Origin of the sequence: Xenorhabdus griffiniae, assembly GCF_015163655.1 — a bacterium.
GTDB classification, from domain to species: Bacteria; Pseudomonadota; Gammaproteobacteria; order Enterobacterales; family Enterobacteriaceae; genus Xenorhabdus; species Xenorhabdus griffiniae.
Map to the genome: position 1 here is coordinate 1 of NZ_JADEUF010000040.1, position 23,722 is coordinate 23,722.

The 23,722-nt window shown below is 45.9% G+C and carries 20 protein-coding genes and 1 pseudogene; 3 read left to right on the forward strand and 18 right to left on the reverse strand.

The genetic code is table 11. The features are described 5' to 3' along the window. Nucleotides 1-282 precede the first annotated feature (282 nt). Both IQ211_RS08395 and IQ211_RS08400 read left to right on the forward strand, forming a co-directional pair. Nucleotides 283-618 carry a HEAT repeat domain-containing protein gene (locus IQ211_RS08395; protein WP_189758514.1) on the forward strand — a complete coding sequence of 112 codons (336 nt, stop codon included), beginning with the start codon at nucleotides 283-285 and terminating at the stop codon, nucleotides 616-618. A 153-nt stretch (nucleotides 619-771) separates the two neighbouring features. Next, a complete protein-coding gene (locus IQ211_RS08400; protein WP_189758515.1) occupies nucleotides 772-1,350 on the forward strand; it encodes a DUF4291 domain-containing protein in 579 nt (192 codons plus the stop codon). A 405-nt stretch (nucleotides 1,351-1,755) separates the two neighbouring features. Here IQ211_RS08400 and secA read toward each other — a convergent pair whose 3' ends face one another. Both secA and secM read right to left on the reverse strand, forming a co-directional pair. Then, entirely contained in the window at nucleotides 1,756-4,464 is a 2,709-nt protein-coding gene (gene secA / locus IQ211_RS08405; protein ID WP_189758516.1) for a preprotein translocase subunit SecA, read from the reverse strand. Between the two features lie 88 nt (nucleotides 4,465-4,552). Beyond that, complete coding sequence (gene secM, locus IQ211_RS08410; RefSeq protein WP_189758517.1) at nucleotides 4,553-5,095, reverse strand: secA translation cis-regulator SecM; 543 nt, start codon at nucleotides 5,093-5,095, stop codon at nucleotides 4,553-4,555. A 37-nt stretch (nucleotides 5,096-5,132) separates the two neighbouring features. Between secM and IQ211_RS08415 the strand changes: the two genes are divergently transcribed. Further along, nucleotides 5,133-5,669, forward strand: coding sequence for a DUF721 domain-containing protein (locus IQ211_RS08415; protein WP_189758518.1), 537 nt, complete (start codon nucleotides 5,133-5,135; stop codon nucleotides 5,667-5,669). A 104-nt stretch (nucleotides 5,670-5,773) separates the two neighbouring features. Here the strand turns inward: IQ211_RS08415 and lpxC are convergent, their stop codons facing one another. The 16 genes and pseudogenes from lpxC to mraZ form a co-directional block, all read right to left on the reverse strand. Then, entirely contained in the window at nucleotides 5,774-6,691 is a 918-nt protein-coding gene (gene lpxC, locus IQ211_RS08420) for a UDP-3-O-acyl-N-acetylglucosamine deacetylase (RefSeq protein ID WP_189758519.1), read from the reverse strand. Between the two features lie 99 nt (nucleotides 6,692-6,790). Then, nucleotides 6,791-7,954, reverse strand: a complete 1,164-nt coding sequence (gene ftsZ / locus IQ211_RS08425) for a cell division protein FtsZ (RefSeq protein ID WP_189758520.1) — start codon at nucleotides 7,952-7,954, stop codon at nucleotides 6,791-6,793. A gap of 66 nt (nucleotides 7,955-8,020) precedes the next feature. Further along, nucleotides 8,021-9,277 carry a cell division protein FtsA gene (gene ftsA / locus IQ211_RS08430; protein ID WP_189758521.1) on the reverse strand — a complete coding sequence of 419 codons (1,257 nt, stop codon included), beginning with the start codon at nucleotides 9,275-9,277 and terminating at the stop codon, nucleotides 8,021-8,023. 32 nt (nucleotides 9,278-9,309) lie between these two features. Further along, a complete protein-coding gene (ftsQ, locus tag IQ211_RS08435; protein ID WP_189758522.1) occupies nucleotides 9,310-10,125 on the reverse strand; it encodes a cell division protein FtsQ in 816 nt (271 codons plus the stop codon). A gap of 1 nt (nucleotide 10,126) precedes the next feature. Further along, entirely contained in the window at nucleotides 10,127-11,047 is a 921-nt protein-coding gene (locus tag IQ211_RS08440) for a D-alanine--D-alanine ligase (protein ID WP_189758523.1), read from the reverse strand. After that, nucleotides 11,040-12,518 (reverse strand): UDP-N-acetylmuramate--L-alanine ligase, encoded by a 1,479-nt coding sequence (gene murC / locus IQ211_RS08445; protein ID WP_189758524.1) that lies wholly within the window; start codon nucleotides 12,516-12,518, stop codon nucleotides 11,040-11,042. The genes IQ211_RS08440 and murC overlap by 8 nt, the downstream gene beginning before the upstream one ends. A 36-nt stretch (nucleotides 12,519-12,554) precedes the next feature. After that, a complete protein-coding gene (gene murG, locus IQ211_RS08450) occupies nucleotides 12,555-13,640 on the reverse strand; it encodes an undecaprenyldiphospho-muramoylpentapeptide beta-N-acetylglucosaminyltransferase (RefSeq protein WP_189758525.1) in 1,086 nt (361 codons plus the stop codon). Next, a complete protein-coding gene (gene ftsW / locus IQ211_RS08455; protein WP_189758526.1) occupies nucleotides 13,637-14,830 on the reverse strand; it encodes a cell division protein FtsW in 1,194 nt (397 codons plus the stop codon). The genes murG and ftsW overlap by 4 nt, the downstream gene beginning before the upstream one ends. Then, nucleotides 14,830-16,140 (reverse strand): UDP-N-acetylmuramoyl-L-alanine--D-glutamate ligase, encoded by a 1,311-nt coding sequence (gene murD, locus IQ211_RS08460; RefSeq protein WP_189758576.1) that lies wholly within the window; start codon nucleotides 16,138-16,140, stop codon nucleotides 14,830-14,832. Before murD ends, ftsW begins: the two co-directional genes overlap by 1 nt. Nucleotides 16,141-16,157: 17 nt before the next feature. Beyond that, complete coding sequence (gene mraY, locus IQ211_RS08465) at nucleotides 16,158-17,240, reverse strand: phospho-N-acetylmuramoyl-pentapeptide-transferase (protein WP_189758527.1); 1,083 nt, start codon at nucleotides 17,238-17,240, stop codon at nucleotides 16,158-16,160. Next, on the reverse strand, nucleotides 17,234-18,616 hold the full coding sequence (murF, locus tag IQ211_RS08470; protein ID WP_189758528.1) for a UDP-N-acetylmuramoyl-tripeptide--D-alanyl-D-alanine ligase: 1,383 nt from the start codon (nucleotides 18,614-18,616) through the stop codon (nucleotides 17,234-17,236). The genes mraY and murF overlap by 7 nt, the downstream gene beginning before the upstream one ends. Further along, the gene (gene murE / locus IQ211_RS08475; protein ID WP_189758529.1) at nucleotides 18,613-20,100 is read right to left on the reverse strand and encodes a UDP-N-acetylmuramoyl-L-alanyl-D-glutamate--2,6-diaminopimelate ligase; all 1,488 of its coding nucleotides are present in this window, start codon (nucleotides 20,098-20,100) and stop codon (nucleotides 18,613-18,615) included. Before murE ends, murF begins: the two co-directional genes overlap by 4 nt. Beyond that, a pseudogene (locus IQ211_RS08480) lies at nucleotides 20,087-21,869 on the reverse strand (peptidoglycan glycosyltransferase FtsI). Before IQ211_RS08480 ends, murE begins: the two are co-directional and overlap by 14 nt. 27 nt (nucleotides 21,870-21,896) lie before the next feature. After that, nucleotides 21,897-22,217, reverse strand: a complete 321-nt coding sequence (gene ftsL / locus IQ211_RS08485) for a cell division protein FtsL (RefSeq protein ID WP_189758577.1) — start codon at nucleotides 22,215-22,217, stop codon at nucleotides 21,897-21,899. Further along, entirely contained in the window at nucleotides 22,214-23,158 is a 945-nt protein-coding gene (gene rsmH, locus IQ211_RS08490) for a 16S rRNA (cytosine(1402)-N(4))-methyltransferase RsmH (RefSeq protein WP_189758531.1), read from the reverse strand. The genes ftsL and rsmH overlap by 4 nt, the downstream gene beginning before the upstream one ends. 2 nt (nucleotides 23,159-23,160) lie before the next feature. Then, nucleotides 23,161-23,619 (reverse strand): division/cell wall cluster transcriptional repressor MraZ, encoded by a 459-nt coding sequence (mraZ, locus tag IQ211_RS08495; RefSeq protein WP_189758532.1) that lies wholly within the window; start codon nucleotides 23,617-23,619, stop codon nucleotides 23,161-23,163. Between the last annotated feature and the right edge of the window lie 103 nt (nucleotides 23,620-23,722).

A 23,722-nucleotide genomic window follows, 5' to 3' on the forward strand; every position in this document is an offset into this window, starting at 1 on the left:
AAGATAAGCATGACTCAGTCCTCTCTTTTGCTTTTTTGTTTGTGGAAAATCAAAATTCGCAAAAATTGGACTGAGTTTCTTCGACACTCCTACCATTTTGAAAAGTTATTTATCAAAATTTGAAAGAATAAAAGATATAAAAAAGGTTGATTAATATGCAGAGTAAAAAAATAGAACTCATAGATTCATTTATGGGAAAAGAGATCGACAAAGAAACTCTTGTCCAACGGTATATCGTTTTTTTTTGGAAAAATAAATATTTGCCATGATATTGAATTATCAATGATAAAAAAAGATGCTAATGCTATTGATAGTTTTCTATATTTGGCTGCAATCGTAGGGTATGAATATAAATGCATTTACATATTGAACGAATTAATATTAGCACAGTGGCATTATAAACACGAAGATTTAGCAAGGCTATTGCAGAAATATAAAAAACCTTCTAGTGTTGATGCGTTATATAAGGTAGCAACATTTGAATTGGAATATCTATATTTTGATGACAGTTATGCTTTAGCTGTAAAATGCATTTGGGGATTGGGTGATATAGGTACACCTGAAGCGCTGGAAAAGTTAAAAATACTTTCAACATCAGATAATGAAATAATTAAATAAAATGCACTTAATCAATTGAAAAGATATTTAAAATAATCGGTGAGATAGTCAAAATAATAGCCGTAAAGGTTTCCATGATCTTCCGACTTTGTTATATCCACCTTAACATATCACCTTGACATAGCATAATAAATGACAATTAGGTAGCAAAAAATGACCATATTTACATATAAAAACAACCCAATAAAAGCATTTTACACTCCACAATCAGTTAGAGTATATCAGGCGTATTCTACTATCATTGCTAACAGCGCCGTTAAAAATAACACGTTCGTTTCTCCACCTTTTAGTATGACGCGCATGACATGGATTAAACCCTCATTCTTATGGATGATGTATCGTTCTGGCTGGGGAATGAAAGACCGTGGTCAGGAACGTATTTTGGCTATTGATATCACGCATGATGGATTTAGAGAAATTCTTCAACAAGGCGTTATTAGTCATTATGACCCTGATTTGTTTAATTCTCAGGAAGAATGGAAAAAAGAAGTTCAACAAAGTGATGTGGTTATTCAATGGGACCCTGAACGAGACATTCATTTAAATAAGTTAGAACAGAGAACCATACAGATTGGTCTGCGTAATCAGGCTGTGGAACATTATGTCAACCAATGGATTATCAACATCGAGGATATAACGAGTAAAGCACATCGTATTCATGAGTTGGTAAAAATGAATAAACTGGATATGGCTTACGATTTGTTACCAGAAGAAAGAATTTATTTGGGATAATTCAGCATCTCATTTCAATAATCCAAAGGGAATAACATGACAACAGGATATCACCCCAGTAACCGTTCACCTTGAATAATTTAAAATATAAATAGGTTTTCATAATACTGAGAGTATCAGATGTTGGGGTTCCTTACCCCGCGCGGCGCGCAGGGTAAGGAATACTCCTATTATTTTGAAACGCTATTTATTCAGGGTGAAAAAAGAGAATTGATTATACCAATCGCCTTTTAAGATGCGTCTTATATCTCCTCGCGCAGCGAGGAGATATAAACAATCACATTGATTTGCAAGCCGGAATGATCTCCATTATCTTCCAGCTTTTGGTTTTCGATAAGTTAACTCGTGCCAATAGTAACTGGATTCGCTATTGGCACGACTTTCTTGCTGAAAAACTTACTCTACTTATAAACGACCGTGGCAATGCTTATATTTTTTGCCAGAACCACATGGGCAAGGATCATTGCGTCCAACTTTACGCTCTCCCGTCGCCATTTGAGCTTCGGCTTTTGACATCAACGCACCCTGTTCAACTTCATGGCTCAAATGTTGTTGTTTTGCCAAACGTTCAGCTTCTTCACGACGCTGCTGTTCAAGCGCCTCAACTTCTTCCGGCATTCTTACCTGAACTTTACTCAAGGTACTGATCACTTCATATTTCAGTGATTCCAGCATATTGGCAAACATGGCAAAAGATTCGCGTTTATACTCCTGTTTTGGATCTTTTTGAGCGTAACCACGCAAGTGAATGCCCTGACGGAGGTAATCCATCGCCGCCAAATGCTCTTTCCACAATGTATCCAGGGTTTGCAACATGATGCCTTTTTCAAAGTTACGCATCATTTCGGCACCGACAATTTCTTCTTTTTGCTTATAAATTTCGATCGCGTTTTCAAGAATACGTTCACGCAATGTTTCTTCGTGCAGTTCAGGCTCTTTATCCAACCACTCTTTGATTGGCAAATTCAAATCGAAATCGTTGATTAAACGTTCTTGTAATCCTTCAATATCCCACATTTCTTCCAATGATTGCGGTGGAATATGAGCATCAATAGTTACCTTGAAGACATCTTCGCGGATGCTGGTGATGGTTTCGCTGACATCGCTCACATCGAGCAAGTCGTTACGTTGAGCATAAATCGCCCGACGCTGATCGTTCGCAACATCATCATATTCCAGCAATTGTTTACGAATATCAAAGTTACGGCTCTCAACTTTACGCTGAGCATTCGCAATCGCTTTAGTCACCCATGGGTGTTCGATTGCTTCTCCTGGCTGCATACCAAGTTTACGCATCATACCGGTCACACGATCGGAAGCAAAAATGCGCATCAAGGAATCTTCCATTGAGAGGTAGAAACGTGAAGAACCCGCATCCCCCTGACGGCCCGCACGACCACGTAACTGGTTGTCTATGCGGCGTGATTCATGACGTTCCGTACCAATAATATGCAGGCCACCTGCTGCCAATACTGCATCATGACGCTCTTGCCATTCTGCCTTGATTTTATCGATCTGTGCTTCAGTTGGTTCTTCCAATTTAGCAATTTCCGCCTGCCAACTGCCCCCTAACATGATATCTGTACCACGTCCTGCCATGTTGGTTGCAATAGTCACTGTGCCAGCCTGACCAGCCTGCGCAATGATGTCGGCTTCCAATGCGTGGAATTTTGCGTTCAGGACGTTATGTGCAATACCCGCTTTCGTTAATGCGTTAGACACAAGTTCCGATTTCTCAATCGAGATTGTCCCCACCAAAACAGGCTGACCACTGCTTGTCCGCGCTTTGATGTCTTCAATGATCGCCTCAATTTTTTCCGCTTCTGTCATATAGACCAGATCCGGTAAATCCTGACGGACCATTGGGCGATTGGTTGGAATAACAATGGTATCTAATTTATAAATGGATCTGAATTCGAAGGCTTCCGTATCGGCTGTTCCTGTCATCCCTGCTAGTTTTTCGTATATACGGAAATAGTTCTGGAATGTAATTGAAGCCAGCGTCTGGTTTTCATTCTGAATCTCGACACCTTCTTTCGCTTCCACAGCCTGGTGCAAACCATCAGACCAACGACGCCCTTGCATGGTACGTCCGGTATGTTCATCAACGATGATAACCTCACCCTCTTTCACGATGTAATCAACATCGCGGGTAAACAAGGCGTGGGCGCGCAGAGCGGCTGTCACATGGTGCATCAGCATGATATTGGTTGGTGAATACAAAGATTCACCTTCATCCATCAATTTAGCATCCACCAATAACTCTTCAATCAATACCAGACCACGCTCTGTCAGGTTGACTTGACGTGTTTTTTCATCAACAGAGAAATGCCCTTCTCCTTGGAAAGTATCTGAGTCCTCTTTTTCCTGACGAACCAGTTTCGGGATTAGCTTGTCTACTTTGATATAAAGCTCAGAGCTGTCTTCCGCAGGCCCTGAAATAATCAGTGGGGTACGGGCTTCGTCGATCAAAATTGAGTCAACTTCATCCACCAGCGCATAGTGTAATTTGCGTTGGACTCGTTCTTCTGGACTAAATGCCATATTGTCGCGCAAATAGTCAAAGCCAAACTCATTGTTAGTACCGTAAGTGATATCCGCAGCATAAGCTTCACGTTTTGCCGGTGCTGGCATACCTGGTAAGTTAATACCGACACTTAAGCCAAGGAATTCAAATAGTGGGCGGTTATTTTCAGCATCGCGCTGTGCCAGGTAATCGTTCACAGTAACAATGTGGACACCTTTGCCACTGAGGGCATTAAGATAAGCTGGCAATGTTGCAGTCAGTGTCTTACCTTCACCCGTGCGCATCTCTGCTATGCAGCGTTCATTCAAGACCATCCCGCCCAATAACTGCACATCAAAGTGACGCATACCAAATACACGTTTACTGGCTTCACGCACAGTAGCAAACGCTGCTGGCAGAATTTTATCCAGTGATTCTCCCTCTTTTAAACGGGTACGAAATTGTGCCGTTTTCGCTTTCAATTCTTCATCAGAGAGTTTTTCAAAGTCCAGTTCCATACGGTTGATTTCATCAACCACTTTGCGTAAACGACGCAAGGTACGATCATTACGGCTACCAAAAATTTTTGTCAGTAATTTAATCAGCATAATTAGTACATCTCAGATAAGGCTATTGTTGTAGCCAATCAATCATTCCTTAAAAATTGCCTTATTAAACTTAAATAAGACAGCACGATTAAAGCAAAAAGAGATGATTGGGCGTTGGCCCTGCCCTAATTCCCTGAACTTTAGCGACCCAGAGAGCTGGAGTATGAGTAGCAGGAGCCATCGCAACATCTGAGACAATTTCTTCAAATGGCGCTGGTGCTTGTGTCAGCATGGCATACAACGTATCCAGCATAAGTCGTTGCATGGAGGGAGATGAGATCCGGATACTTTCTTTTGCGCCTTCGTACTTAATCGGTTCTACAACCGAAAAAGCAAAAGAAAGTTGACGGATAACATTGCGAACGGCATGTTGCTGCCAATAATTTAAATAGTTAGCGGGTTGGCGCTGGACACTTTTTAATTGGAGTAAGTGTAATTTAAATAAGTGCTCAAAAGAGGAAAATGCCTGGTGACGGCTTCCTTGGGCAGAAGAAGTATTTGCATGATGCAGGCTTTCTGCCACTCCAGCGAAAACAGTAGGAACACCAATTCCTGTAGCAACCATGCCCAGTAAAAGGTGAGACCAAAAATAACGCCTACCAAATTGTCGCCAAAGATTTAAAATACTCATTAATCCTTCATTAATAAATACTGGAACTGCCTCTATTATGCGAGATAGCCGCCCACAATCACTGGATAAGCTGTTTGAAGACGCGGCAACTGTCGGAAAAAGCCCACTTCAGATCATCCAACAACATGCCATCGCATTACTGAAACTCAACCGTGCCGTTCTCAGTTTGCTTCCTGCACAATTGCACCCATGGTGCAGGGTTGCTAATTATCGCAAACAAATTCTGGTACTGGAAGCAGGAAATGCCAGTTGGATGACCCGACTGCGTTATGAAATTCCTGTCTTGCTGTCTACATTGAGAAGCGAAATTCTACCATCTTTATCCTCAATCGACATCAGGATTAACCCATCATTAATGGTTAAGCGTGATAATAATGAACAAAGATTCTCAAAATCATCAACCAAAACATCCAGTAATGATAATCAGGAATTACCAAAGCGCCAGCTCAGTCATGAAAGTGCAAAAACATTAATGATGTTAGCTGAAAATAGCCCTGAAAAATTGAAAAAGAGACTAGAGCGGTTGGCTGCGCTGGCCGGAGAGGGTACCAGTACAGCCAAAAAGAAGCGTTAGCGCCGAATAAAAAACATCAGCGAAAGAAGCGTGATAGATAACATAACCCATTGGTGCATCATAGGAATGTTCTCAACATTCTTTATCAATACCCATGTCAGCCATTAGGCCAACACCAGTGATGGCGCGCGGAAGGCCAATGGCATTTCAGCTTCATCTTCAAATGTGACAAATTCCCAAGCGCTTTCCTGTGCTAAAACAGTTTGCAGTAACTTGTTGTTTAATGCATGGCCTGATTTAAACGCAGTAAAGGCACCAATGATATTATACCCACACATGAATAGATCGCCGATAGCATCCAACATCTTATGGCGGACGAATTCATCTTTAAAACGCAAACCATCTTCATTGAGTACACGGTAATCATCAACGACAATCGCACAATCAAAGCTGCCACCGAGGCACAAACCTTTAGATTGCAAATACTCAATATCACGCATAAATCCGAAAGTACGCGCACGACTAATCTGACGAACAAATGAATCCGCAGAGAACTCCAGGCCATAGCGCTGGGTACTCGCATCAATCGCCGGATGGTTAAAGTCGATGGTAAAATCCAAACTGAAACCATGATAAGGTGCTAATTCAGCCCATTTATCACCATCTTCCACACGGACGCTTTCTTTTATTCGCACGAATTTCTTCGCTACATTCAGCTCTTCAATACCCGCATCCAATAACAGGAAAACAAACGGGCTAGCGCTGCCATCCATAATCGGGATCTCTGGTGCATCGACTTCAATAACAATATTATCGATCCCTAAACCTGCCAGCGCTGCATTCAAATGTTCAACCGTTGAAATACGCACATTATGCTCATTCACCAGACAAGTACAGAGCATAGTATCACGCACAGATTTAGCATCTGCCGGAAAATCAACCGGAGGATTCAAGTCAGTACGACGATAGATGACCCCGGTATTAGCCGGCGCTGGACGCATTGTCAGCGTGACTTTTTTACCGGTGTGCAAACCGACGCCGGTCGCTTGAACAATACGTTTTAGTGTCCTTTGTTTGATCATCGTTTATATCTCGCAATGTTACTTATCCCGCCAATCACTATAATGTATGACTGGCAGGATAGTTTAACACAAAAAGCGGAGAAGCCAATTTTTTAGCAATTAATCAGCCTGCTTACGCAAAAATGCAGGAATGTCCAGATAATCAGGCTCTTTGCTCGTATGTGCATTTTGGTCATTGACGACTTTTGCTACCGTTTTGTTCTCATCAGGCAATGAAGAGATTCCGCCAGATATCTGCTGGTAACGGCGCTCCATCGGGTTTGTCTGAGGAGCTTTGTTATTGGTCACCAGGGTGATTTCTGGACGTTTATCCATGCCAATACCTGTTGCCACAACGGTTACACGCAACTCATCATTCATATCTGGATCCAGTGATGTACCGATAACCACCGTTGCATTATCAGAAGCAAATGCACGGATTGTGTTACCAACGGTTTCAAACTCATCCAAACGCAGGTCAAAGCCCGCTGTGATGTTAACCAAAACGCCACGTGCGCCAGAAAGATCAATATCTTCCAGCAATGGGCTGGAGATAGCCATCTCTGCGGCTTCTTCCGCACGATCTTCACCTTGTGCGATACCTGATCCCATCATGGCGTAACCCATTTCCGACATCACGGTACGAACGTCAGCGAAGTCAACGTTCATCAGACCTGGGCGAGTAATCAGTTCGGCAATCCCCTGAACCGCACCTTTCAGAACATCATTCGCTGCACCGAATGCATCCAACAGGGAAATGCCTCGTCCCAGGACTTTCAATAATTTGTCATTTGGAATAGTGATCAGTGAATCCACATGCTTGGACAGTTCAGTGATCCCTTGTTCCGCGAAGGCCATCCGTTTTTTGCCTTCAAAATTAAATGGTTTAGTGACAACGGCGACGGTCAAAATGCCAAGCTCTTTGGCAATTTCAGCCACAACAGGTGCGGCCCCTGTTCCCGTACCACCACCCATACCAGCGGCAATAAACACCATATCTGCACCTTCCAGTGCAGTACGCAGTGATTCGCGGTCTTCTTCCGCAGCAGTACGACCCACTTCAGGGTTCGCACCAGCGCCTAATCCTTTCGTAATGCCGTTTCCAATCTGGATAGTCTGACCAACAGCCGTCTTACGCAGTGCCTGAGCGTCCGTGTTAACCGCAAAGAAGTCAACGCCTTCAATACGCTCACGCACCATGTGCTCCACAGCATTACCGCCGCCGCCGCCGACGCCGATGACTTTAATCACCGCGTCGTTGGTTAATTCCAGTGGTTCAAACATAATTTCTCTCCGTTTTGTGCCTTTATATCGAGGCCGGCGACATTGTCATGGCCTCTGTATAAAAAATCAAAATTCTTTTTTCAGCCAGTTGCTGACTTTCTTAAACCAGCCACTTACTGACGTTCTTTTATCGGCATCGGAATCTCCGCCAAGGTGGGATTCTTTGCCATAATGCAGAAGTCCAACCGCTGTTGAGTAGCAAGGCTCCTGCACATAATCTGTCAATCCAGTGATGTTCAGAGGACGGCCAATGCGAACCTGGGTATGGAATACCCGCTGGGCACACTCGGCCAGACCATCAATCTGGGCGCCTCCTCCTGTCAGGACAATCCCTGCCGCCAGGTGGTGTTTTACTCCCTGCTGCCGCAATTGCTCCTGCAATCGCAAAATTTCATCGTTCACTAAGTTCAGCAGTTCGGTATAACGGGGTTCGATCACTTCAGCCAATGTTTGACGCTGTAAGCTACGAGGAGGACGTCCTCCCACACTTGGGACTTCTACACTCTCATCCTTGCTAACTATCGAACCCAATGCGCAGCCATGGCGAACTTTGATGGTTTCAGCATCACTGGGAGGAGTACCAAACGCATAGGCGATATCACTGGTCACTACATTGCCTGCATAAGGGATCACCTTGGTATGACGCAATGCACCGCCAGTATATACAGCGATATCCATCGTCCCACCGCCGATGTCAACGACACAGACCCCCAGTTCACGTTCATCTTCGGTCAACACGGCATAACTTGCTGCCAGTCCTGCAAAAATAAGTTGATCAACTTTCAAACCACAACGTTCAACAGCTTTTACAATGTTTTTCGCCATGTCGTTATGGCAGGTAATCAAGTGGACTTTTGCCTGCATACGCACACCAGAAAGTCCAACTGGATTTTTGATCCCTTCCTGATAGTCAATCGCGTATTCCTGTGGGATCACATGCAAAATACGGTGTTCATCACGAACACGAACTGACTTAGCTGTATGGACAACACTGTCCACATCATCTTGTGTAACTTCTTCTTCTGAAACCGGCACCATGCCAATTTCGTTCTGACAACTAATATGCTTGCCGGAAAGCGCCAAATAGACTGAAGATATCTGGCAATCCGCCATGAGTTCAGCCTGATCAATGGCACGCTGTACGCACTTGACGACCGATTCAAGATCGTTGACACCGCCTTTGTCCATGCCGCGGGATGGGCAACTTCCTACTCCGATAATATTAACCATACCATCGGGCAGAATTTCACCAACCAGGGCAGATACCTTTGCTGTACCGATTTCAAGGCCAACTACCAATTTTCTGTCCGTTGATTTGATCATCGTTATTCTGCCTGTCTCTGTATTATTACCAGTCACTGTTTGTTTTTTTGCCCGTTCATTGGAACCGGCGTATCAGTTAATAAAGGAGCCCAACCTACCGCAGCACCACTGTCATAACGTAAGTCAACATAAGCCACACGTTTTTCAGTGTTTCTCAACAACACAGGATAAAGTTCAACAAAACGTTTCATTCGTTCCATTTTATCTCGATTTCCTAGCTCTAAACGGATATCGTTATCCAATATCAGTTGCCAGGAGTTACGCGCTGTCATGATCACTGCTTTCAGTTTCATCTGGTGTTTTTCAAGAAAAGTCGCCATTGTGTGGTATTCATTCAACGCGTCTTTTTCTTTACCTTCTGGCCCATACAACATTGGATACTGGCCATTTGCACTGCGCTCTATAGGTAAGCTAAATACCCGGCCTTCGGCATCCAACAGTTGGGTATCATTCCAACGCGCATAAGGTACGTATTCTACCAGATGTATTTTAAGTTCATCAGGCCATTGTTTCCGGACAGTGACTTGCCGAACCCATGGCAATTGTTCAATCTTTTCCTGAATGACGTTGACATCCTGAGTCATAAATGTTCCGGGAGATCCCAGGGACAAAATAGCCTGTCTTACATCATCATTCGTGGTGTAATGACGTTCACCGGTCAATACCAGCTTCGAGAGTGGTAATCTGCTAGGATCTTTCATCCAGTCCAGTGTCATCCAGCCTCCCCATATGATAGTGCCCACTACCATCAGGAAGAAGGCAATCCCTGCCAGATAGTAACCATTACTAGGACGAGATCTCTGCGTTTCACCCTCCCACTCCCGGCTATTCCGGGCTGCCTGCGACATATTAATCAGCCAACTCCAAAATTCTCGCTACGAGTTGAGAAAAACTAAATCCAGCCTGACGCGCAGCAATTGGCACCAGACTATGGCTGGTCATGCCAGGGGAAGTATTCGCTTCCAACAAGTAGAAGTTACCCTTCCCATCATCCATGATATCGACTCGCCCCCAGCCACGACATCCCAGCGCCTGATATGCTTTTGAAGCGATATCTAGCAACTCTTGCTCTTTTTCCGCACTCAGCCCGCTCGGACAAAAATATTGCGTTTGGTTGGAAATATATTTCGCATCGTAATCATAAAATGTATCTGGTGCCTGAATACGGATAGAAGGAAGTGCTTCATCCCCCAAAAATCCGACGGTATATTCAGGGCCAAACAGCCATTTTTCAACCAACACATCAGTATCGTATTTAAATGCCAACGCCAGGGCGCCACGCAATTCGGCATATTCATTCACCTTGGTCATCCCTACGCTGGAGCCTTCCAGATTCGGTTTAATCATTAATGGTAAACCTAATTCTTGAACATACTCTTTGAGTTGAAAATCATTAAGTTGTTCAAATTTTAAGGAATTAATAACGACATAAGGTGAAATAGGCAGTTTTGCTCCCTGCCAAAGTTGTTTTGTGCGCAATTTGTCCATTGACAAGGCAGAAGCCATCACTCCGCTGCCAGTATAAGGAATTTGCAAAAATTCTAGCAAACCTTGCAATGTACCATCTTCACCACCGCGACCATGCAGTGCGATAAAGACTTTATTAAATCCTTCCTCTTTGAGTTTAGTCACATCAAAGTCTTTTGTATCAACTGAATAAGCATTAATGCCCGCTTCTTTCAGCCCTGCCACAACCGCATGTCCTGATTGCAATGAAACTTCGCGTTCAGCGGAAGTTCCGCCCAACAGAACAGCAACTTTATCAACCATGATGTCCTCCCTCATAAAAAGATGGCTGCAACTTTGTTTCAGCCAAATTGCGCGCTATTTTACCGATATTACCGGCACCCTGAACCAAGACTAAGTCATTGTTTTCTATCACCTGTGACAGGACGGTTGAAACTTGTTCAGGTTCTGATACAAAAATCGGGTCCAATTTGCCACGACTGCGGATAGTACGGCATAAAGAACGGCTATCCGCTCCTGGGATCGGCGTTTCACCTGCGGCATACACATCCAACATTAATAGAACATCGACCTGACTTAGAATATTGGCGAAATCATCATATAAATCACGTGTTCTTGTATAACGGTGTGGCTGGAATACCATGACAATACGCTTATCCCCCCAACCCGCTCGTGCCGCTTTAATCGTGGCATCAACTTCTGTTGGGTGATGACCATAATCATCAACCAGCATCACGCTACCTTCTTTGCCATTGATATGTTTAAGAGGAAAATCCCCCAGAAAATCAAAACGGCGTCCAGTTCCCTGAAACTCAGCCAGAGACGCCAGAATAGCGGTATCATCAATGCTGCCTTCTTCTGTTGCCACTGCAACAGCGGCAGTGGCATTCAGCGCATTGTGGCGTCCGGGAGCATTTAACACCACATGCAAATCCGGCAAGTCAGATCGACTGATGGTGAAAAATCCCTGAGCCCCTTTCTGCTCATAATGGGTAATACGAACGTCTGCTTCCTCACTGAAACCGTAGGTCGTAATATAACGCCCAATCCGGGGGATCAGTTCTTTCACGACAGGGTCATCAATGCACATAACCGCACGCCCATAAAATGGCAGGTTATGCAGGAAGTTAACGAACGTTTGCTTTAAGTTTTCAAAATCACCCTGGTAGGTATCCATGTGATCAGCTTCAATATTGGTGACAACCGCCATCATGGGCTGCAAATGCAAGAATGAAGCATCACTTTCATCTGCTTCTGCAATCAAATAGCGGCTGCTACCTAATCGAGCATGTGTGCCTGCCGCTTTGACCAATCCACCATTCACAAAGGTAGGATCAAGACCTGCTTGAGCATAAATACCCGCAATCATTGCTGTCGTTGTGGTTTTTCCATGCGTTCCTGCAATCGCGATACCGTGGCGATAACGCATAAGCTCTGCCAGCATTTCCGCACGGCGGATCACTGGGATTCTCGCTTCACGCGCAGCCACAATTTCTGGGTTTTCCGCTGAAATCGCTGTGGATGCCACCACGACACTAGCGTCCCGCACATTTTCTGGACGGTGATTAAAATAAATAGTTGCACCCAGTGCGATCAATTGCTGTGTGACAGGATTGGGTGCCAGATCAGAACCACTTATCTGATAACCTTCATTAGCCAACACCTCGGCGATACCACCCATGCCAGCACCACCAATGCCAACAAAGTGGATATGCCTGACTTTTCTCATTTCAGGCACTGAAGCTCTTAATTTCGCCAACTGTTGTGTATTCACGTTTTAATCTTCACTCGTTATGTTTACATCACCGTTCTACCTGGAACGGCCTGAATGATTCTCTACAGCATCGTTCAACGCTGCTGCTACACGCTCAGTGGCATTAATGATGGCTACTGAACGTGCTTTTTCTGCCATTTCCAGCAATTGTGGACGTTGCCACTGAGTTAATAGATCTACGACAGCATCAACTGTAAATTCGGGCTGTTCGAGTATCTTTGCGGCTCCCGCTTTTTCCAAAGGCAAGGCATTCCAATATTGCTGGCGATCTTTATGCTGGAAAGGAACAAAAATCGCCGGTAAACCTGCGGCGGAAACCTCACTGACCGTCAGTGCACCAGAACGGCATACGACAATATCAGCCCACGCATAAGCCTGCGCCATATCATCAATAAATTCAGTTACCTTGAATTCAGATGTGACCGAATTTTCATATTGTTTCTGCGTCTCTTCCCTAGCGCCTTTGCCCACCTGATGCCATAAAGTGATTTTATCGCCCAAGCGAGCTGCCACTTCCGGCATAGTTTGGTTCAGCACTCTTGCTCCCTGACTACCGCCAACAACCAGCACCCGAACAGCGCCTTCACGCCCAGTCAAACGCTGCATTGGTTCTGGCAGTGCCAATACATCCTCCCTTACGGGGTTACCAACAACCGGCGCATCGGAGAATGCGCCCGGAAATGCTTGTAAAACTGTTTTGGCAATTTTGGCTAACCAACGATTAGTTAGCCCTGCAATACCATTCTGCTCATGCAGTACAACCGGAATGCCACACAACCATGCGGCTATTCCACCAGGCCCAGAGACATACCCTCCCATACCCAGCACAACATCTGGCTGATAACGGCGCATAATGGCTTTTGCCTGTCGAATAGCCTTAAAAATTCTAATGGGGGCAGCAAGCAACGCTTTGAGTCCCTTGCCCCGCAAGCCTGAAATCTGAATAAATTCGATATCAATACCATGTTTCGGCACTAAATCAGCTTCCATGCGATCCGCGGTTCCCAACCAGCGAATATCCCACCCCTGTTCTTTTAAATGGTGGGCAACAGCCAGCCCCGGGAACACGTGTCCTCCCGTACCACCAGCCATCACCATCAAACGCCGGTTTTTACCACTCATTTAGGGCTCCTTACAAACGCCTGTGCTTTTGCCAGACGTACTTCATAATCAATTCTCAACAACAAAACGATGGCCGTTGACATCACTATCAAACTAGAGCCACCGTAACTGACTAAAGGTAATGTTAATCCTTTGGTTGGCAGCATACCTGCCGCCGCGCCAACGTTAATGAACGCCTGAAAGCTAAACCATATGCCGATGGCACAAGCCAAAAAACCAGAAAACCGTTGATTAAGCTGCAATGCCCGACGACCAATCATCATTGCGCGGAAAGCGACGAAGAATACCATTGCCAGCACTAAAACCACACCGAAATAACCCAATTCTTCGGCCAGAATGGAAAAAATAAAGTCAGTATGGGCTTCCGGCAGATATTCAAGTTTTTGAACTGAATTTCCCAGTCCTTGCCCAAAGAAGTCACCACGACCAAATGCCATTAACGATTGGGTTAACTGATAACCGCTGCCAAAAGGATCTTCCCATGGATTCAGGAAAGAGGTCACCCTGCGTATACGATAAGGTTCAGCAACGATCAGTACGCACACGGCAAATATGCCGCAGCCAATAATGGCCAGAAACTGCCACAATTTCGCGCCCGCCAAGAACAACAGTGCCAATGTTGTGACAAATAACACCACCACTGTCCCCAAGTCAGGCTGCGCCAGCAACAATATCGCTAATGCAACCATGACACCCATCGGTTTGCAAAATCCCCAGAAGTTGTTTCTTACTTCCTCCACTTTTCTAACCAAGTAGCTGGAGAGATAACAAAAGAGTGAGAGTTTCGATAATTCCGCTGGTTGAATACGTAATGGGCCAATCGCCACCCAACGTGATGCCCCATTGACTGAACTCCCGACAAACAGCACCACAACCAGCATCATGATCGTCACTAATAACATGACATTGCTGTAACGCAGCCAGAAGTCCATTGGAATGCGCAGCGTAATAAGGGACAAGAAAAAGCACAGTGACAAATAAATGGCATCGCGTCGTGCAAAAATAAAGGGATCTTGAGCAAGGCGCTGCCCAACGGGCATGGATGCCGACGTTACCATGACAAAACCAATCACAGCCAACCCTAATATCATCCAGACCAGGGTACGATCATACATAACGGTATCTGTGGTATCTGCCTCCACATTTCCCGCCAACCAAGTTTTAAATTTACCAAGGCCTGGAATGGTCATCAGCCTAACTCCTCTGCCAAACGAGCAAATTCATGACCACGATGTTCAAAGCTGTTGAACTGATCGAAGCTCGCACAAGCGGGTGACAGTAATACCATGTCGCCAGAAACCAGCTTGGGAGCAATTTCTCTCATCCCCTGTTCCATTGTTTCCGTCAGTGTTGCAATTTCCGGGCGCAGTTGTGCGAATTGCCCGCCATCACGACCAAAACAGTAAAGACGAATATGTTCCCCCGATATATAGGGTTTCAGTGGGGTAAAATCTGCCGCTTTTCCATCTCCCCCCAATAAAAGATAGAGTGTCCCTTCCAGCTTCAATCCACTCAGTGCCGCTTGGGTACTGCCAACATTGGTTGCCTTAGAATCATTCACCCAACGAACACCATTTCTCATATGAATAACCTGAAAACGGTGTTCTAGTCCGGCGCAGGTACGTAAAGCCTGAAGGCTGGCGGCACGAGGAATGCCTACAGCATCTGCCAGCGCTAATGCTGCCAAGCCATTGATATAGTTATGCTGACCGGCCAACAGCATTTCGCGCGTTGCCAGCACCGGATGTTGATTGACCACCAGTTGTTGGTGTTCACTATCAAGCTGATAATCACCACTATCCACACCAAAGCTGATACAACGGCTATCTTTGCCTGTTTCTGGTAGTGTCAGCGCATCCTGTTCATTGACTACACAAGTTTTTGCCTGATTGTAAATGTGTAACTTCGCTGCCCGATACTGTGCCAACCCTTTGGGATAACGAACCATGTGATCTTCGGTTACATTCAGTACCGTCGCTGCCGCTGCTTTCAAGCTATAAGTTGTTTCAAGTTGGAAACTGGACAGTTCCAGTACATAGAGCTGACAGGGCTGTTTCAGCAATTCCAGTGCCGGGACACCAATGTTGCCCCCCACTCCCACTTGCCACCCCGCTGCTTTCGCCATTTCGCCAACCAGAGTAGTTACGGTGCTTTTGCCATTTGAACCCGTAATGGCAACGATTGGCGCAGTCGCTTCGCGGCAAAACAGCTCAATGTCGCCGATAATGTCAACACCCGCATCAGCCGCCGCTTGCAATTCAGGTGTTGCCAGTGCAATACCAGGGCTGGCAACGATTAAATCGGCATCCAACAACCATTGTTTGTTCAGGCTACCGGTGTGGCATTCGACGTTATCAGGCAGCTTATTGCTGCCTGGTGGCACTATACGGGTATCCATCACACACGGGAGCACATCACGCGTCATAAAAAAGTCAACGCAGGAGAGACCTGTCATCCCTAACCCAACGATGACAACCTTTTTACCCTTGTATTCCGTCATAAGACGCTCAGCCATGATTAACGTACCTTCAACGTTGCCAGACCAATCAACACCAGCATCAAGGAAATAATCCAAAAGCGCACGATAACGCGTGGCTCTGGCCAACCTTTCAATTCATAGTGATGGTGAATCGGTGCCATACGGAAAATGCGCTGTCCACGCAGTTTGAATGAGCCAACCTGCAAGATGACAGACAAAGTTTCCACCACAAAAACGCCGCCCATGATGATCAGCAAAAACTCCTGGCGCAGTAATACGGCAATGGTGCCCAATGCCCCACCCAGAGCCAATGAACCAACATCGCCCATAAACACTTGCGCCGGATAAGTGTTAAACCACAAGAAACCCAGCCCTGCACCGACAATCGCAGTACAGACAATCACCAGTTCACCCGCATGGCTCAAATAAGGAATATGCAGGTAGTTCGCAAAATTCACGTTACCTGTTGCCCATGCCACTAAAGCAAAACCTGCCGCAACAAGTACTGTTGGCATAATGGCGAGGCCATCTAAGCCATCAGTCAGGTTCACCGCATTACTGGTTCCTACAATCACAAAATAAGTCAGCAGAATGTAAAGCAAGCCCAGTTGTGGCATAACCTCTTTGAAGAATGGCACGACTAATTGTGTTGCAGAGGTATCTTTGCCGATGCTGTACATAGCAAACGCAACACCCAAGGCAATAACGGATTGCCAGAAATATTTCCAGCGAGCAATTAACCCCTTAGTATCCTTACGCACCACTTTGCGATAATCATCCACAAAACCCACAACGCCATAACCAACTAAAACAAGCAAGACACACCAGACATAGGGATTATCCAGACGAGCCCACAGCAACACAGAGATTGTAATGGAGAATAAAATCAACAATCCTCCCATTGTCGGTGTCCCACGCTTGCTAAAATGGGACTCAGGACCGTTGTCACGTACAACTTGGCCTATTTGCAATTTTTGCAGATAAGCGATCAAAGTTGGCCCCATCCATAGCGCGATAACCAATGCAGTCAGCAAGCCGACGATGGCTCTAAACGTCAAATAAGAGAAGACGTTAAAGCCTGTGTGATACTTAACCAAATATTCGGCTAGCCAAACTAACATTGGAAGTTCTCCTTCAGTACGTTCACTACATCTTCCATCGCGGCACTGCGTGAACCTTTAATTAAAATGGAAATCATTTCGTGTTGTTCCAATAAAGGAAGCAGCGCTGCAACTAATTCAGCCTTGTTCGCAAAATGCTGCCCCCGACCACTCGCGTCGCTAATATGAGCACTGAAAACTCCAACGCTGAGTACCTTATCTATATTTGTGGATGCCACGGCTTCGCCCACCTCACGATGGCATTCAATCACCTGCGTCCCCAACTCTCCCATATCACCAACAACCATAACCCGATAACCGGACATCTGCGCTAACACATTCGCCGCAGCAATCATGGAGCCCGGATTCGCGTTATAAGTGTCGTCCAATAGCACTTTTCCCTCCGTCAGAGGGATAGGAAATAAACGTCCTGCAACCGCTTTCAATCCCGATAAGCCGGTGCGAATATTATCCAACGATGCACCAACAGAAATTGCCAGCGCACTGGCGGCTAACGCATTAGCAACATTGTGTTTGCCCGGCAATGGTAAGGTCAGTTCAACGCTTCCAATTGGGCTATGGAGACAAAAATGCGTTGCCAACGGTTGTTCTAAAATGTCTGTTGCGTAAAAATCCGCCCCCGTTGTTGTTGATGTGGAAAAGCGCCATACTGTTTGCTGCTCGCTAATGCTGTGCTGCCAATTTTCCCAATCATTGCTATCCAGATTGATAATGGCGGTTCCGTTCGAAGCAAGGCCGGCAAAGATTTCACCTTTAGCCTTTGCCACTCCAGCCAAAGAACCAAATCCTGCCAAATGAGCAGAGAAAAGGTTATTGACCAATGCGCTTTCAGGACGCGTCATTTCCGTGGTGTAAGCAATTTCACCGATATGGTTCGCCCCTAGTTCAATCACAGCAAACTGGTGTTCATCAGTCAGTCTGAACAAGGTCAATGGCACTCCAATGTCATTGTTGAAGTTGCCTGCGGTATAAAGGGTATTTCCACATTGACGCAAGATCGCGGCAGTCATCTCTTTTACGGATGTTTTACCCGACGAGCCAGTTAAAGCCACAATGCGTGCTTTACTTTGCTGACGAACCCAGGCCGCCAGTTTTCCCATCGCCAAACGTGTGTCTTCAACCACAACTTGTGGACAATCAATATCCAGACGACGGCTAACCAATAAAGCGCCAGCACCCTGCCGCACGACGTCAGCGGCGAAATCGTGGGCGTCAAATTTTTCCCCTTTTAAGGCAATAAACAACCCACCATGCCCGATCTTACGGCTATCAGTTTCCACAGTATGAATTGGCACAGTTTCAGCTTGCTGCTCGGTAACGCGATATAACAAGCCGTTCGTCAACTGTGCCAATTGCTGTAGCGTCAGAGGGATCATGCAATTACCCCCAATAAACGCGCAACGGTCAGGCGATCTGAGTAGTCCAGACGACGGTTGCCAACCAGTTGGTAATCTTCATGGCCTTTACCTGCCACCAAAACAACATCTTCTTCACTTGCTTGCATAATGGCACTGGTGACAGCCTCAACACGTCCATGAATCACGATTGCCTGCCCTGGGTCGATGAATCCTTGCAGAATATCAGCCACAATTGCCTGAGGCTCTTCACCGCGAGGATTATCATCAGTGACAATCACACGATCAGCATCCTGCTCTGCCACCCCTCCCATTAATGGCCGTTTACCTTTGTCGCGATCACCCCCACAACCGAATACGCACCAAAGTTGCCCCTTACAGTGCAGACGAGCCGCAGACAAGGCTTTTTCCAAAGCATCAGGCGTGTGGGCATAATCAACCACAATTGTCGGACGACCGGCGGCAGAAAAAACTTCCATACGCCCACAAACAGGTCTCAAACAAGACGCTGTCGATAGCAATTCCGCCAAGGGATAATCCAGAGACAACAAAGTGGTAAGTGCCAGGAGTAAGTTGCTGACATTGAATGCGCCCATCAAAGGACTATTGAGCGTTCCATTTCCCCAACTGGAAGTAAATGTGATGGATGCACCTTTATCGTGATAATGCACTTCACTGGCTGATAACCAACGCCCTTGCCAATTTTCTGGCACGTTATTTTCCATTGAGACAGCAACTGCGTCTGGCAGACGGGACAACCACTTCTGCCCAACCGCATCATCAGCATTGATGATTTTCTGCTTCACATTATGGCTACTAAACAGTCGCCATTTGGCTTCTTCGTAATTTTCCATATCACCATGATAATCAAGGTGATCACGGCTTAAATTAGTAAAAATAGCCGCTTGAAATGGCAATGCAGCCACACGTCCCTGAACCAAACCATGCGAAGAGACTTCCATCGCCACAAAAGTGGCATTTTGATGAGCAAGCTGCTGTAACTCAAGCTGAATATCAACCGCAGAGCCAGTCGTATTTTCGCTGGGTACGACCATACCCAACAAACCATTTCCTACTGTTCCCATCACGGCACTGGTTTCGCCAAGCCCCTGGCTCCATTGCGCCAATAATTGGGTTGTTGTTGTTTTTCCGTTGGTGCCAGTCACCCCAACCAATTTCAGTTGATTGCCGGGATGTTGGTAAAATTCACCCGCCAGCTTGGATAATTTATTGTTTAAATCGTCCAGATAGATAACAGGCACACCGTGCATTTTCTGCATCGTGCCGTTATCCGCTTTTCCCTTCGCTTCTGCAATCACCGCAGCGACACCTTGAGCGATGGCTTGAGGAATATATTTTCGACCGTCAGTCTGATGCCCTTGAACCGCAACAAACAGATCTCCGGCAGCCGCCTTACGGCTATCCAATGTCATTTCACGCAGCGGAAGCTCCGGTGTATCAACACCCCAAGGAGCCAATAAATCGCGCAAATTACGATCTGCCACTTTTATCCTCTTTATTTATTAATCACAAATTCGTTTTTATCGCCTACAGGCAATGCATCTGGTTCAACATTCATGGTACGCAAAACACCACTCATGATGGCGCCGAAGACAGGCGCTGCAACCGCACCACCATAGTATTTACCTGCCTGTGGATCATTGATGATCACAACCAATGAAAACCGTGGATTACTCACAGGTGCAACCCCAGCGGTATAAGAAATATGCTTATTATTTAGGTACTTGCCATCCACCCCGACTTTTCTTGCCGTACCCGTTTTAATCGCAATACGATAACCTTTTATTGCTGCCCGTACACCGCCACCGCCTGGTAATGCAACGCTCTCCATCATGTGCACTACTGTTCGCATAATGTGCTCAGGAAATACCCGCGTACCCGGTACAGGGGGATCAACTTTGGTAATTGACAAGGGGCGATAAATGCCCAAGCTACCTATCGTTGCATAGACACGCGCTAACTGTAACGGCGTTACCATTAGCCCGTAGCCGAAAGAAAAGGTGGCCCTATCAAGATCTGACCACCGTTGTTTATTAGTTGGAAATAAGCCACTACTTTCTCCGACCAGCCCCAAATTGGTCGGTTTTCCCATCCCAAAGCGTGAGTAAACATTTACCACCTCTGAGGCGGGCATCGCTAACGCCAGCTTGGAAACACCAACGTTACTCGACTTCTGTAAGATCCCAGTGATAGTTAACTCAGGGCGTGGTGCCACGTCTCTGATTTCATGACCACGCGAACCATACGTTAATCGGTATGGTCTGGTATCTAACACCGTATTTTCTTTGACAATGCCACTATTCAGTGCACTCATCACCACCAGCGGTTTCACCGTGGAACCAGGCTCAAAAATATCGGTGATGGCACGGTTACGCATCGCATCTTTCGGCGTTCCAGCCAAATTATTGGGATTATAAGATGGGCTGTTTGCCATCGCCAAAACTTCGCCGGTATTAACATCAACCAATACGGCTGTACCTGATTCGGCTTTGTTCAGTGCAACCGCTTTCGTCAATTCGCGATACACCAACGTCTGAAGACGCTCATCTATGCTGAGTGTTAAATCGTGGGCTGCTCTGCTATCGGTAGATGAAATATCCTCAATAACACGCCCTGTACGATCTTTACGAACAGTTCGGCTTCCCGGCATACCTGTCAGCCAGTTGTCAAAGCTCTTTTCAACGCCCTCAATACCTTTACCATCAATGTTAGTCACCCCAATAATATGTGCTGTCACCTGCCCTGCCGGATAATAACGACGGGATTCCTGACGCAAATAGATACCGGGTAACTTCAATTTTTCGACATAATCGCCAATAGAAGTGTTCACCTGGCGGGCCAGGTAAACAAAACGCCCCTTGGGATATTCGTTAATTTTGCTGGTTAATTGTTCAAGAGGGATAGAAAGGGCATCAGCCAAAGCCTGCCAACGGGTATCATTTGTGATGCCGCCTTTTTCAAACACTTCTTTGGGATCTGCCCAAACCGCATCAACAGGCACACTCACCGCCAGCGGGCGCCCATTGCGATCATTAATCATGCCACGGGCGGTTGGAACAGATTGGATGCGCAGGGAACGTGAATCACCTTCTTTTACCAAACGATCAGGGTTGATGATCTGCAAATAGGCAACACGAATCAAAAGCCCGATTAAAGCTATCCCAATGCCTCCACACAGCAAAGCAAAGCGCCAGCTTACAAAACTTGCTTTATCTTCTTGCTTTTTCAACTTTAAAGAGCGTGCAGCTTTCATCGCCCACCTTTTGGTTGTCAACTGGACTCATTGAGTGATCACAATATTCTCTTTACCTGGATCAACGTGTTGCATCTGCAATTTTTCAGTCGCAATCCGTTCAACCCGACTGTGATCACCCAATGCGTTCTCTTCAAGGAGCAGGTTACGCCACTCAATATCCTGAGCATCAAGCTGGATCACTTGACGCTCTTTTTCCGCAGTCAATAAGCGGGTTTGATGGGTGACCGTCACAACACTGATAGCTGAAACGACAACAGCTATCAGCAAAATCAGCGGGAGTTTGGCATTACGGATTAAATCATTACCAATCACTCCAACTAACCCATGACGTTCACCAGCCATTATTCACCCGCCTTTTCAGCAAACCGCAAAACCGAGCTTCGCGCTCTTGGGTTTGTGGCAACTTCACCCTCTGAGGGTTTCATTTTGCCAATGGATTTCAGACTTCTTCCCCCCAGCGTTTTTAACTGCGCTTCCGTGAGAGGCAAACCGACTGGAACCTGTGGCCCTTGACTGTGTTGTCGGATAAAGCGTTTCACTATGCGATCTTCCAACGAATGGAAACTGATGACAGATAATCGCCCTTGTGGTGCCAGAACGCGCAGTGCGCCATCTAATGCACGTTCTATCTCTTCCAGTTCACTGTTAATGTAAATCCTGATAGCCTGAAAGCTGCGTGTTGCCGGATGCTTATGCTTTTCTTTCACTGGGCTTGCCTGAGCAATTAACTCTGCCAGCTCACGGGTACGCGTAAGAGGCTGTTCCTGGTTGCGTGCTACAATGGCTTTCGCGATGCGTTTGGCAAAACGTTCTTCGCCAAATGTTTTCAACACCCATGCGATGTCATCTGCTTCAGCCTTCATCAACCACTCTGCGGCGGACTGCCCACGTGTGGTATCCATACGCATATCCAATGGCCCATCACGCATGAATGAAAAACCACGTTCAGGATCATCCAGCTGTGGGGAAGAAACCCCTAAATCCAGTAATACGCCATTAATTTTTCCAACCAAACCAGCGTCTTCAACATAAGTTACCAATTCAGAAAATGGCCCATGAGTAATAGAAAAACGCTTGTCAGTAATGGCCTTTGACGCTTCAATAGCTTGTGGGTCACGATCGATCGCCATCAAGCGTCCATTAGGGCCCAATTTTGATAAAATCAGACGAGAATGTCCCCCTCGCCCAAATGTGCCATCAATATAAATTCCATCTTCTTGAATATTCAGTCCATTGACAGCTTCATCCAGCAGTACACTGGTATGTTCAAAATGACTATTTGCCATGTTTATAGTGATAAATCCTGTAGCCTTGCTGATAGAGGTTCTTGTGTAGATTGTTCAGCCGCAATATCATCCTGTACCTGTTGATACCAAACTTGCTCATCCCACAATTCAAATTTATTAAATTGCCCAACCAGCATGACCTCTTTTGTTAGCCCTGCGTGCTGACGCAGTGTGCTGGCTAATAAAAGACGTCCTGCACTGTCCATTTGACATTCACTGGCGTGTCCCAATAACAAACGTTGAACACGACGTTCGGCTGGATTCATGCTGGATAAGCGAGATAATTTTTTTTCGATGATTTCCCATTCGGGTAATGTATAAAGCAACAAGCACGGCTGATGAAGATCAATAGTACAAACCATTTGGCCTGTTGATACTTCATTCAGCATTTCTCTATATCGGGCTGGTACAGTGAGCCGCCCTTTGCTATCGAGATTAACCAGTGTTGCTCCACGAAACATACTCAGGTTACCCCTTGATGGCCCAAATCTCCACATTATCCCACAAATCACCACAATTAAGAGTTTACGGATGGTATGAAAACCTTGTCAAGCCAGAGCCCGT

Bases quoted from the DNA above. Each gene is read 5' to 3' on its own strand.
- murF (WP_189758528.1), bottom strand. From the start codon at position 18,616: ATGATCCCTCTGACGCTACAGCAATTGGCACAGTTGACGAACGGCTTG.
- ftsA (WP_189758521.1), bottom strand. From the start codon at position 9,277: ATGATCAAATCAACGGACAGAAAATTGGTAGTTGGCCTTGAAATCGGT.
- IQ211_RS08400 (WP_189758515.1), top strand. From the start codon at position 772: ATGACCATATTTACATATAAAAACAACCCAATAAAAGCATTTTACACT.
- IQ211_RS08395 (WP_189758514.1), top strand. From the start codon at position 283: ATGATAAAAAAAGATGCTAATGCTATTGATAGTTTTCTATATTTGGCT.
- secA (WP_189758516.1), bottom strand. From the start codon at position 4,464: ATGCTGATTAAATTACTGACAAAAATTTTTGGTAGCCGTAATGATCGT.
- IQ211_RS08440 (WP_189758523.1), bottom strand. From the start codon at position 11,047: ATGGTTGATAAAGTTGCTGTTCTGTTGGGCGGAACTTCCGCTGAACGC.
- murG (WP_189758525.1), bottom strand. From the start codon at position 13,640: ATGAGTGGTAAAAACCGGCGTTTGATGGTGATGGCTGGTGGTACGGGA.
- mraY (WP_189758527.1), bottom strand. From the start codon at position 17,240: ATGTTAGTTTGGCTAGCCGAATATTTGGTTAAGTATCACACAGGCTTT.
- ftsZ (WP_189758520.1), bottom strand. From the start codon at position 7,954: ATGTTTGAACCACTGGAATTAACCAACGACGCGGTGATTAAAGTCATC.
- IQ211_RS08415 (WP_189758518.1), top strand. From the start codon at position 5,133: ATGCGAGATAGCCGCCCACAATCACTGGATAAGCTGTTTGAAGACGCG.
- secM (WP_189758517.1), bottom strand. From the start codon at position 5,095: ATGAGTATTTTAAATCTTTGGCGACAATTTGGTAGGCGTTATTTTTGG.
- mraZ (WP_189758532.1), bottom strand. From the start codon at position 23,619: ATGTTTCGTGGAGCAACACTGGTTAATCTCGATAGCAAAGGGCGGCTC.
- lpxC (WP_189758519.1), bottom strand. From the start codon at position 6,691: ATGATCAAACAAAGGACACTAAAACGTATTGTTCAAGCGACCGGCGTC.
- ftsW (WP_189758526.1), bottom strand. From the start codon at position 14,830: ATGACCATTCCAGGCCTTGGTAAATTTAAAACTTGGTTGGCGGGAAAT.
- murD (WP_189758576.1), bottom strand. From the start codon at position 16,140: ATGACGGAATACAAGGGTAAAAAGGTTGTCATCGTTGGGTTAGGGATG.
- rsmH (WP_189758531.1), bottom strand. From the start codon at position 23,158: ATGGCAAATAGTCATTTTGAACATACCAGTGTACTGCTGGATGAAGCT.
- ftsQ (WP_189758522.1), bottom strand. From the start codon at position 10,125: ATGTCGCAGGCAGCCCGGAATAGCCGGGAGTGGGAGGGTGAAACGCAG.